Here is an 11,813-nt window from a genome sequence, read left to right on the forward strand (position 1 = left end):
CAGAACGTTTAGGAGTTGAAGGCCGCCTCAAACGTAGGCCAAGACTTCTCCATATCCTCGCTCCAGCCCGGCCAGGAGTGGGTACCAACATTGCGGAAGTTGTAGGTGGCCGGAATGTTCTGCTTATCCAGCTTCGCCTTGAGCATGTGGGTGCAGTGGTTGACACCTGCCTCAATGACGCCGCCTTCAACCTGCAGCTGAGCGGAGCCAACGAAGGCGGCCGCCGGGTTGTAGCCCTTGTTAATCCAGTAGGACGGGGTGTCCTTCTCACCGGCCAGGCCGCTCGCGGAAGAAATGTACAGGTCGGTTCCGCGCAGCTTCTCCGAGTTCATAAGGGCATCGTTGTAGCGGTTGTACGGCGAGCCCATCGGGCCCCACATCTGCTCCGGCTGTCCACCGCCGCGGTTGACGGTGACGCGCAGGAACTCGTACTCCAGCGGGTAAGCAGTAGCGGCACATCCTGCGAAGGATCCCGCGGCATCATAGAAACCCGGGTTGTGCTGCGCCAGCAACAGCGAGGACGTGGCGGACATGGACATGCCGGCAATGGCGCGCTTGTTGTTGGCATTGAGGCGCTGCTCCAGTGGCCCCGGAAGTTCCTTCGTCAGGAAGGTTTCCCACTTCTGTGGGCCCTTGAGATACTTGCCATTCGGGTCTTCCTGCCAGTCGGTGTAGTAGGAGAACGCGCCTGACTGCGGAATAACCACATTGACGTCCTTTTCCGCGTAAAAGTCCACCACATTAGAGTTGGCCAGCCAGTCCGTGTCTTGCTCGGCAGAGCCAGCGCCGTTGAGCAGGTAGATGGTCGGGCGATCCGGATTCTTCGCCGGAATAACGGCCAGCGGAATCACGCGGCCGTTCATGGACGGCGACGTAGCCTGCAGCTTCAGCAGGCGCGGATCATCCTTGTAGCGGTCGTACCACTTTTGACCCTCTATCTCGGGATTAGGTTCCAAGTCCGACACGGTGGACAGTGCGGCATCACCCGCAACCTCCTGCGGCTTCAGGGTGGCGGCACCCGCGACGGGGCTGACCAGCGCGGCTGCGGTGAGCGCGCCGGCGGCGAGAAGAGAGCTAAGACGCTTCATGGGGATCCTTATTCGACAATTGTTATGGCGAGTTGAGCTTACTGCTCAGTGGCTTCGGGGTCGACCTTCGGGGCTGCTTCAGAGTCGACCGGCAAGGAGTCAGCGGGGGCAGCAGGGTCTGCCTCTGCCGCAGCCTTGTCCGTATTTTTCTTATCGGTATCTTCCGCCTTGGCGTTAGCGTCCGACTCAGCGTCAGCATTGTCGACGGTATCTGCCTCAGACTCCGTCTCAGCCTCCGCCTCAGCGTCCTTGGCAGCCGGTGCATTCACCGCGCTGTCCGACGTCCCGCCGCTCACCGGCTCCACCGGAAGATCGAAAGCGCGGGCAAAGGTAGGCCACGAGGAGTTGATGTCATCGAGCCAGCCCGGCCACGAGTGCGTACCGGTCTCGCGGAAGTTGAAGTCCGCCTCGATGCCTTCACGGTTGAACTTAGACTGCAGGTCGTGGGTACAAGCATTCATGGCTGCCTCAATGACGCCACCTTCAATCACCAGCGTCGAGGAAGACTTGAAGGCCTGGGCAGAGCCCAAGCGCTCAATCTTGGACGAACCCATGTCCGTTGCGCCGGCGAGGCCAGAGTTTGCAGAGACATAGACCTGGGAATTGCCCATGTTGTTCTTCGTGGCGTTGATGAGGCCATCGTTATAGCGGTTGTAGTCCCCGCCCTTCGGGCCCCACATCTGCGTGGTGCTTCCGCCACCGCGGTTCACGGTGAGCTGTGTGTAGAAATTGGGCAGCGGGGTCGAGGTTGCCGCACAGCCAGAGTAGGAGCCGATGGCGTCGTAGAAATTCGGGTTGTGCTGAGCCAGCACCAGAGAGGACGTGGCGGACATGGACATGCCTGCGATGCCGCGCTTGCCGTTAGCGTTGATGTGCTCCTCGAGCGGTCCCGGAAGTTCCTTGGTCAGGAAGGTTTCCCACTTCTGTGGGCCCTTGAAATAGCCGCTATTCGGTGAGCTGAGCCAATCGGTGTAGTAGGAGAAGGCGCCCGCTTGTGGGATAACGACGTTGACGTTGCGGTCCCCGTAGTAATCATCTAGATCCTGGATTCCGTCCTTGTTCGGATCCAGGTCCTGGCCCGCAGTGGACGTCAACCAGTCCATACCCTGTTCAGCGCCACCAGCTCCGTTGAGCAGGTAGAGGGTAGGGCGGGAGGAATCAAAGGTTCCGTCCGGGGTGACAACAGCCAGCGGCACCTGGCGGTCCATGGCTGGCGCAGTAGCGTTGAGCGCCTTGACGTTCTGGCGGTAATCGGCGTACTTCAAGATGAAGCCCAACCACTGCTTTTCGTCTGGAATCTTGTTGATGTTGACGCCCTCAAATTTCACATTCTTTCCGATGGAAGCCTCATACTCCTCGCGGGAAGGAACGGGCTGACCGGCGTCATTCTTAGGGAGGTACTCCTCAATTTCGCCGTAGACATCGAGTTCAGAAATGGTGGACGGCGTTGCCTCGCCGCGAATCTGCTCCGGGGTGACATCGGATGCGCTGGCGATAGGGGAGGTCACGGCGCCGAGGGCAAGGGCGGAGGCCGCTGCCAGCGTCGTGAGAGAGCGCGCGAACTTCATAGGGTCTCGCTTTCTAAGTGATGAGCGGAATGTAGGGCAAGTCTAAAAGATGCTCTGGATATTCCCTTCGAGAATCTGCAACTGTGCAGGCAGAAGGGTAAATCCGCACCCTCAAGATGAGGGTAACGAGTTTAAACTTACCAAGTTATTGGAGTTATTGGTGGTATTGAAGTTAAAACCGTGTCATAATCTTCACGCGCACTGTTACGCGTCATGTAACGCCGCGGGCGTCTCATTCGCTAGTGGTGCTAGATGCTGTGACTACGTCCGCGATGCCGCCGCGCTGCGGAACCTAGCCGCATGAGACTCCCTAAGCCAATAGAAAGCAGAGCAATGAACTTCTTTGACACCATCCTCGTCGCCATCAACCAGGTGCTGGGCCAGTTTGTCCACTCCGGTTCTTCCACGTCCTCGAAGGCCGCACTGGACTGGGGCCTCTTCTAAAGGGCACTGCACAACGTCAGCCCTCACCCACATCTCACGTGGGTGAGGGCTTTTCTGATCCGACTCTTCCCCACGGGTGGGGCTAAAATCGACGTAAAGGCTGTACTCCGCGGTACCTCCGGCCCTTCACTGCCGCGTTGCCGTTCACGTCATCCCACACATCGTGGGGGTGGTGAGACATCAGGCACAAAGTTCCGTATTCTGTAGGGCGTGACTAATGAACATTTTGACGTTGTAGTACTCGGCGCGGGCCCTGGCGGCTACGTGTCCGCCATCCGCGCTGCCCAGTTGGGAAAGAAGGTTGCTGTTATTGAGAAGCAGTACTGGGGCGGTGTCTGCCTCAACGTGGGCTGCATCCCCTCCAAGGCGCTGCTCAAGAACGCAGAGGTTGCGCACACCTTTAACCATGAGGCCAAGGCCTTCGGTATCTCCGGCGATGTCTCCTTCGACTTCGGCGTAGCGCACAAGCGCTCCCGCAAGGTTTCTGAGGGCATCGTCAAGGGCGTGCACTACCTGATGAAGAAGAACAAGATTACGGAGATTAATGGCCTCGGCTCCTTCAAGGATGCTAAGACCATTGAAATCACCGAGGGTGATGACAAGGGTAAGACCGTTACCTTTGATAACTGCATCATCGCCACCGGTTCCGTCGTCCGCTCCCTCCCGGGCGTGGAAATCGGCGGCAACATCGTGTCTTTCGAAGAGCAGATTCTTAACGACGATGCCCCGGACTCCATGGTTATTGTCGGCGCTGGTGCCATTGGCATGGAGTTTGCCTACGTTCTGGCCAACTACGGCGTGGACGTGACCATCGTAGAGTTCATGGACCGCGTTCTGCCGAACGAAGACAAGGATGTTTCCAAGGCCATTGCCAAGGAATACAAGAAGCTCGGCGTGAAGCTCCTGACCGGCTACAAGACCACCTCAATCAAGGACAATGGCGACAATGTCACCGTTGAGGTTGAGTCCAAGGACGGCTCCAAGACCGATACTCTCACCGTGGATCGCTGCATGGTTTCCATCGGCTTCGCCCCGCGCACCGAAGGCTTCGGCCTAGAGAACACCGGCGTTGAGCTCACTGAGCGCGGCGCCATTGCTATCGACGACTACATGCGCACCAACGTTGATGGCATCTATGCCATCGGTGACGTCACCGCGAAGCTGCAGCTCGCCCACGTGGCTGAGGCACAGGGCGTTGTCGCCGCCGAGGTTATCGCCGGCGCTGAGACGCAGCTGCTTGGTGATTACATGAACATGCCGCGCGCCACCTTCTGCAACCCGCAGGTAGCCTCCTTTGGCTACACCGAAGAGCAGGCCCGTGAGAAGTTCGCTGACCGCGACATCAAGGTTGCCACCTTCCCGTTCTCCGCTAACGGCAAGGCAGCGGGCCTCAACGAGACCGCTGGCTTTGTGAAGCTCATTGCTGATGGCGAGTTTGGTGAGCTCATTGGAGGCCACATGGTTGGCTCCAACGTGTCTGAGCTGCTTCCGGAGCTGACCCTGGCGCAGCGTTTCGACCTCACCGCTGAGGAAATCGGACGCAACGTCCACACCCACCCGACTCTCTCCGAGGCCATGAAGGAAGCTGCCGAGGGCATCGGTGGCCACATGATCAACCTCTAACAGAGCGCGACCTAGCCCGAGCCGGGATATTCGACTCGGGCAAGGCGGCGCTGACCCTACTGAGAGGCGCGGTCAGAACCGCTAGCAACGCACAAACTCCCCCTCATCCCGATAGAAATCGGAGGTGAGGGGGAGTTTGTCGTTACGCCGCTGCGGCGCCGAAGCACCTCAGCGTGTCCTACTTACTTGAAAAGGCTGGCGGACAGTACGAACGGTGCGCGCACGATGGTGAGAATGAGGTTCTCGATCTGACCAAGTGCGCCTTTTCCGAAGCTGCTCATAATAGAAATCCTTTCTGGAAGTGTTTAACGGTTCGCAGACCACTATAGACGCTTTACGGTGTCAAGATCGGCGAGTTTTCGCTGTGAAAAGCTTTAAAAATATGTGATCTAGCTGAAATGTGACGAATGGTGATAATTATGTGTGCAGGTCAATCCGGTAAGTTGTCACGCTCACCTGTCGGCTAATGTGCGCTGCCCAAAAAGAGCCAAGTGGAGAGTCCTCCCCAGCCCTTTTTATTCTTCCTCGTTTACGGTGTAAAGTATGACCATTTTAATTCGGGGTTGGCGCATGGGAATATGCGGAATTACCACTTCTTAGTTAGTAGGGGGCAACAGCAGAGCGGTGAGCGTCAATAACCAGATCCTCATTGATTGCCGGGAATGCACGCTGGGCACAATTCTGTCGGGGGCAAGTGCGGCAGCCGGCGCCAATCGGGGTGGCGGCGGACAGATCTTCTAAGTTGAGTCCCTCGGCATAGACGGTGCGGTCAGCATGACGGGCTTCGCAGCCCAAGCCAATAGCGAACAGCTTATTGGTATCGCCAAAGCGGCCTTGCGGGTAATTTACCGTCCGGGAAATCCATAGATAGTTACGGCCATCGGGCATCTGTGCCAGCTGGCGGGAAATGGTGTTGGGGCGTGAGAAAGACTCGTAGACGTTCCACAGGGGGCACGTGCCGCCGGAGTTGGAAAAGTGTACACCCGTGGCGGACTGCCGCTTGGACATGTTGCCTGCGCGGTCCACACGCACAAAGGTGAAGGGGATACCGCGTTCGTTTGGACGCTGAAGGGTGGAAAGGCGTGAAGCAACAGTTTCGTAACCCACGCCGAATACATTGCACAGGTACTCCACGTCGTAGCCGGACTGCTCCGCTTCAGTATGAATAAGCCCATATGGCAATAGCGTTGCGGCGGCGAAGTAGTTGGCGATACCGCGCTTGGCCAGGTTGATTGAAGCGTTTGAGGTAAACGGTTCTTCACCCACGAGGCTATCAATGAGTGAACCGGCTTCGAGGAAGCTAAGTTCGGCGGCCATGCGGAAGGCGCGCTGACCTACACTGAGACGACTAGCTAAGCGGAACGTACCGGTTTCACTATCGAAGCGGTGCAGGGTGCCATCCATGCGGCCAGTCGTAATGATTTCTATGCCGTGTTGGGAGGCGAGCCTTTCCCCGAGGACTTTCTCAATATCGCGAATATGAAATGGCGCTACGCCAAGTTCGTTGGCCAAAACTTCGGCGTGGATGTCGAGCTCGTCTAGGTAATTCTGGCGAGCGTAGAAGAAGTCACGAACCTCGTCGTGGGGCATTGACAGGGCTTGGCTTCCATCGGAGCGGCGGGAATCTGTCGCAAGCGAGAGCTTGTCGCGGATATTGCGGTAACGCCGGTGAATATCCACGAGTGTGCGAGCAACAGTGGGGTGGTTGTACACCAGTTCGGAGAGTTCCTGAAGTTCAACGGGGGAGGGGCAAATCTCCTGATCTTGAACGACATCCTGAATCTCTGCGAGCAGGCGCGAGTCATCATCGCGGGAGAAGAAGGTGGCATCGACGCCAAATACTTCAGTGATGCGGAGAAGGACCGGCACGGTAAGGGGGCGCACATCGTGCTCGATCTGGTTTACATAGCTAGCGGAAAGCCCCAGCGTAGCGGCGAGGGAGGCTTGGCTGAGGTCGCGTTCGCGGCGCAGCTGGCGGAGGCGTGAACCCACGTATGTCTTACTCATGTGAGCTAGGTTACCTATTGCCTTTCGGTCATAACAATAGTTTTGCAAATAATGTGTGAAGCATTTTAACTCTGCTGCGAAGCGGGGGTATTCGCATGGAGTGGGGGCTTAGGTGTAGGTGTGTATCTCATGCGAAAGTTTGACACCTAAAGGGGTGGGTTCGTCACTCGCGCAACATGCTGTGAGCAATGTCTCACAGGTCAAATGTTTACGCAATACCAATATTGCGTAAAAGGAAGTGATCAAGGTAAAGCGGCATAACCTCATGCGTAACTTAGGTGATCCATACCTCAGGTAGTTTCTACGGGTGGAGTGAGTATGGGTAGGTGTCACCGTCTAGTGGGGATTTGAGTAGTGGCCTGCGCGAAGGCCTGCGTAAGGTAAGGACGACTATGGAGGTGTCATGTCTGTAAAAAATCCTGACCGTGAAGCTCTCGCTCACGGCCGCATTACTAATGAAACGATTCGTCCTAAGCCGGGAATTCCGTCCTGGGCTTTGAAACTGACGATGGCTATTACCGGCCTGTTCTTTGCCCTCTTCGTAGTGGGCCATATGGCTGGAAACCTGAAGCTGTACCTGCCGGACGAGAACGGCGTGGTGCACCTTGATGAGTACGGTGCATTCCTGCGCGACCTCGGTGCTCCGCTGATCCCGCACGGCCACATGCTGTGGATTATCCGCATCGTGCTGCTGGCCTGCGTTATCGCCCACATCTACGGCGCCTTCGCCCTGACGGCTCGCTCCAAGGCAGCTCGTGGCAAGTTCAAGCGCACCAACCTCATGGGTGGCCTGGACTCCTTCGCCACCAAGACCATGCTGGTTACCGGCATCGTGCTGCTTCTCTTCATCATTTTCCACATCCTGGACTTGACCATGGGTGTGCAGCCGGTGGCCCCGGAGGCATTCGTCCACGGTGCAGTGAAGGCCAACATGATTGCTACCTTCTCGCGCTGGCCGGTGACCATCATCTACGTCGTCGCTATGCTCTGCCTCTTCCTGCACCTCACCCACGGCATTCGCCTTGCTGCGTCTGACCTGGGCATCACTGGTGCTAAGTGGCGTGAGGTCTTTGTCATCCTGGCGTACGTCGTTCCGGCCGTTGTGTGCCTGGCAAACATCGTTATGCCGTTGTCCGTCGCCCTGGGCTGGGTCAGCTAAAGGAGTTTTGAACCCATGACTAACGCGAATCCCGTGTCTGCCGCGAACGCAAACGAGAATGCGAACGCGAACACCGATCTGAAGCGCGAGCACCCTAACTTCTCGCACCCGCAGTCCGTCGTCCCGGGCGTCAAGCCGGGCCGCATCCTGGAGTCCCACGAGCCGCACGGCGTCCCAATGAAGGACATGTGGAGCTACCAGAAGGACCACATGGAGCTCGTCTCCCCGCTGAACCGCCGCAAGTTCGAAATCATCGTTGTGGGTACCGGCCTGGCTGCTGGTTCCGCTGCGGCTGCGCTGGGCGAGCTCGGCTACAAGGTAAAGGTCTTCACCTACCACGATTCACCGCGCCGTGCGCACTCCATTGCTGCGCAGGGTGGTGTGAACTCCTCCCGCCACAAGAAGGTGGATAACGACTCCGCTTACCGCCACACCAAGGACACCGTGAAGGGCGGCGACTACCGCTGCCGCGAGTCCGACTGCTGGCGCTTGGCCACCGAGTCCATCCGCGTCATCGACCACATGAACGCCATCGGCGCTCCGTTCGCTCGCGAGTACGGCGGCACCCTGGCTACCCGTTCCTTTGGTGGTGTCCAGGTCTCCCGTACCTACTACACCCGTGGTCAAACAGGTCAGCAGCTGCAGCTGTCCACCACTTCTGCGCTGTACCGCCAGATTGGCCTGGGCAACGTGGAGCTCTTTGCTCACCACGACCTGCAGGACATCATTACCTACAACGATGGCGGCAAGAAGCGTGCCGGCGGTATCGTGACCCGCAACCTCATTACTGGCGAGCTCAAGGCCTTCACCGGCCACGCAGTTATCCTCGGTACCGGTGGTTACGGCAACGTGTACCACATGTCCACGCTGGCCAAGAACTCCAACGCTGGCGCCATGATGCGTGCCTACGAGAACGGTGCATACCTGGCCTCCCCGGCGTTCATCCAGTTCCACCCGACTGGCCTGCCGGTCAACTCCGAGTGGCAGTCCAAGACCATCCTCATGTCCGAGTCCCTGCGTAACGACGGCCGCATCTGGTCTCCGATTAAGGAGAAGGATGACCGTCCGGCCAATGAGATTCCGGAAGAGGAGCGCGACTACTTCCTGGAGCGCCGCTACCCGGCCTTCGGTAACCTCGTCCCGCGTGACGTGGCATCCCGTGCCATCTCCCAGCAGATCAACAAGGGCCTGGGCGTTGGACCGCTGCACAACTCGGTGTACCTGGACTTCCGCGACGCTATTGAGCGTCTGGGCAAGGACAAGATCCGTGAGCGCTACTCCAACCTCATCGAAATGTACGAAGAGGCCATTGGTGAGTCGGCGTACGAGACGCCGATGCGTATTGCTCCGACCTGCCACTTCACCATGGGTGGCCTGTGGACCGACTTCAACGAGATGACCACCATCGACGGCCTCTTCGCCGCCGGTGAGTGCTCCTGGACCTACCACGGCGCTAACCGCCTGGGCGCCAACTCGCTGCTGTCCGCTTCTGTTGACGGCTGGTTCACCCTGCCGTTTACCATCCCGAACTACCTGGCTGACCACCTCGGTGAGGAGAAGCTGGCAGAGGATTCCGCCGAAGCTGCTGAGACCATTGCTCGTGCACAGGCACGTATTGAGCGCCTCATGACGGTTAGCGGTAATGATCCGCATGGCCCGGCCTACTACCACCGTCAGCTCGGTGACATCCTGTACTGGGGTTGCGGTGTGTCCCGTAACGTTGAGGACCTTAAGGTCGCCATCGAGAAGATCCGCGCCCTGCGCGAGGACTTCTGGGCCAACGTTCGCATCCCGGGTGACGTTAACGACATGAACCAGGTTCTCGAGTACGGCCTCCGCGTCGCTGACTACATCGACCTGGGCGAGCTCATGTGTGTTGACGCCCTCGACCGCGACGAGTCCTGTGGTGCTCACTTCCGCGAGGACCACCTCACCGAGGACGGCGAGGCCGAGCGTGATGATGAGAACTGGTGCTTCGTCTCCGCATGGGAGCCGGGCGCTGCTGAAGGCGAATTCATCCGCCATGCTGAGCCGCTGTACTTTGATTCGATCCCGCTGATGACAAGGAACTACAAGTAATGAAACTGACACTTGAGATCTGGCGTCAAGCCGGACCGACGCAAGAAGGTAAGTTCGAGACCGTACAGGTTGACGACGCCGCCGAGCAGATGTCTGTCCTGGAGCTGCTCGACCACGTCAATGAGGGCCTCATTGAGGCTGGCAAAGAGCCGTTCGCATTCGCATCTGACTGCCGTGAGGGCATCTGCGGCACCTGTGGCCTCTTGGTCAACGGCCGCCCGCACGGCCCGGGCCAGAACACCCCGGCCTGCCAGCAGCGCCTGTTCCAGTTCAAGGACGGCGACACCGTCAAGCTGGAGCCTTTCCGCTCCGCTGCTTACCCTGTGATCAAGGACATGATCGTGGACCGCGCCAAGCTGGACCATGTCATGGAGCAGGGTGGCTACGTCTCCATGGACGCTGGTACCGCACCGGACGCTGATACCCTGCACGTCAACCACCAGACCTCCGAGTACGCACTGGATCACGCCGCCTGCATCGGTTGTGGTGCCTGCGTGGCATCCTGCCCGAACGGTGCTGCCCACCTGTTTACCGGCGCCAAGCTGGTTCACCTCTCCCTCATGCCGCTGGGCAAGGAAGAGCGTGGCCGCCGCGCCCGCAACATGGTGGACGATTTGGAGCAGAACTTTGGCCACTGCTCGCTGTACGGCGAGTGTGCCGACGTGTGCCCGGCTGGCGTCCCGCTGACCGCGGTTTCCGCGGTTACCCGCGAACGTGCACGGGCTGCTTTCCGCGGCAAGGACGACTAAGCTATAGTCATTCACAGGATTAACAGGAACGAGAGAAAGTTTCAGCCATGAGCGACCTCAACCCGGCAGTAGCTGATCACCACAGCGAGACCTACCCGGAGTTCTCCGGCAAGATTCAGGACTCCTACATCGAGGGTTACGACCCCGTGTCCTACAGTGCACCGCACTCCTCCCTGCTGCGCGCCTCCACCTGGATCGGCATGGGCCTGATTCTTTCCCTTCTTCCGGCCGCCGGCATCCTTATCTGGGGCCTCGGCACGTGGCAGTTCCCACAGGGCGTCGCCGGTGCTGACTACCAGCCGAACATCATCGTGGGTGCTATCTCCCTCGTTGTTATCGCTGTCCTGGCTTTCGGCACCATCCACTTCGGCCGCCGCTACTACCGCCAGTACCGCAAGGAAACCGGCCGCATCAACTAGGCACCTCCTAGGACGTTGAACGCCTAAGTTTCTGTACTGCCGCAACAACCCCCACCTCCAAACACATGGGAGACCATGTGAGGAGGTGGGGGTTGTTGGTGTTTGGGGTGGGCGCGGGAGGGGATTTACAAAGAAGAAGGCAGGGAGCTGGGCGCTTGGCGACGTCAAAAGCTGCAATAAGCTTCGATCGATCACACTGTGCTGTTAACTGTACGCACTAACGAGAAGTATCTTCGTGCTGCTTCCTCTTATCATTTTTGGATCCTACTAATGCAACCATGAAAAGAATGGCAGATGCCGTCACCTGGGTTCCCGTTACCCATAGAAAATTCGTTAGGTTGATAACACCGAACGCGAGGAACCCTGCTGCAACTACTACGATTCCGAGGGGAATCAGGGATCGAGACAATGGGACATGCATCTTGTTTGCTTTCACTACGCGTCGGTATTTGGATGTAGGGCCGAATTGCCTGCATGGGAAAACGGTCCCACAGTGGACTCGGCAAGCTTTTCAACTGATAACGAGCAAGCCATGGCTTTCTCCTTAATAATCATTTCGCTTTAAGCTTATCGGCCGCTTCCGCAAGGAGCAAGGAGAAATTGCACAGAGTAGACGTTGGTCTATTTCTAGATTGGTTCCGAACCCCCTTGGGGATCAACAAGGGGCCATGTAGAAC

General features: G+C 58.2%; 8 protein-coding genes. 5 read left to right on the forward strand and 3 right to left on the reverse strand.

Going from position 1 to position 11,813, the window contains the following annotated elements; all coding sequences use genetic code 11:
* Positions 1-8 precede the first annotated feature (8 nt).
* Both QP922_RS00110 and QP922_RS00115 read right to left on the reverse strand, forming a co-directional pair.
* Positions 9-1,088, reverse strand: a complete 1,080-nt coding sequence (locus tag QP922_RS00110; RefSeq protein WP_284807243.1) for an alpha/beta hydrolase — start codon at positions 1,086-1,088, stop codon at positions 9-11.
* Between the two features lie 38 nt (positions 1,089-1,126).
* Positions 1,127-2,656: an alpha/beta hydrolase gene (locus QP922_RS00115; protein WP_284807244.1), complete on the reverse strand. Its 1,530-nt coding sequence runs from the start codon at positions 2,654-2,656 to the stop codon at positions 1,127-1,129.
* A gap of 654 nt (positions 2,657-3,310) precedes the next feature.
* On the opposite strand from QP922_RS00115, the gene lpdA reads away from it, so the two are divergent.
* Positions 3,311-4,723 carry a dihydrolipoyl dehydrogenase gene (lpdA, locus tag QP922_RS00120; RefSeq protein ID WP_284807245.1) on the forward strand — a complete coding sequence of 471 codons (1,413 nt, stop codon included), beginning with the start codon at positions 3,311-3,313 and terminating at the stop codon, positions 4,721-4,723.
* A gap of 600 nt (positions 4,724-5,323) precedes the next feature.
* Here lpdA and ramB read toward each other — a convergent pair.
* Positions 5,324-6,730, reverse strand: a complete 1,407-nt coding sequence (gene ramB / locus QP922_RS00125; protein ID WP_284807247.1) for an acetate metabolism transcriptional regulator RamB — start codon at positions 6,728-6,730, stop codon at positions 5,324-5,326.
* A 403-nt stretch (positions 6,731-7,133) separates the two neighbouring features.
* Here ramB and QP922_RS00130 point away from each other — a divergent pair, with 403 nt between their 5' ends.
* From QP922_RS00130 to QP922_RS00145, 4 genes are read left to right on the forward strand one after another with little or no spacing between them, the layout of a single operon-like run.
* The gene (locus tag QP922_RS00130) at positions 7,134-7,889 is read left to right on the forward strand and encodes a succinate dehydrogenase cytochrome b subunit (protein ID WP_204099086.1); all 756 of its coding nucleotides are present in this window, start codon (positions 7,134-7,136) and stop codon (positions 7,887-7,889) included.
* A 15-nt stretch (positions 7,890-7,904) separates the two neighbouring features.
* Positions 7,905-9,968: a fumarate reductase/succinate dehydrogenase flavoprotein subunit gene (locus tag QP922_RS00135; protein WP_284807249.1), complete on the forward strand. Its 2,064-nt coding sequence runs from the start codon at positions 7,905-7,907 to the stop codon at positions 9,966-9,968.
* Positions 9,968-10,717 (forward strand): succinate dehydrogenase/fumarate reductase iron-sulfur subunit, encoded by a 750-nt coding sequence (locus tag QP922_RS00140; RefSeq protein ID WP_070669643.1) that lies wholly within the window; start codon positions 9,968-9,970, stop codon positions 10,715-10,717. The genes QP922_RS00135 and QP922_RS00140 overlap by 1 nt, the downstream gene beginning before the upstream one ends.
* A gap of 47 nt (positions 10,718-10,764) precedes the next feature.
* The gene (locus tag QP922_RS00145) at positions 10,765-11,136 is read left to right on the forward strand and encodes a hypothetical protein (RefSeq protein WP_042529067.1); all 372 of its coding nucleotides are present in this window, start codon (positions 10,765-10,767) and stop codon (positions 11,134-11,136) included.
* Positions 11,137-11,813: the final 677 nt, after the last annotated feature.

The organism is Corynebacterium sp. MSK218, from assembly GCF_030232655.1.
In the GTDB taxonomy this organism is placed as follows: domain Bacteria; phylum Actinomycetota; class Actinomycetes; order Mycobacteriales; family Mycobacteriaceae; genus Corynebacterium.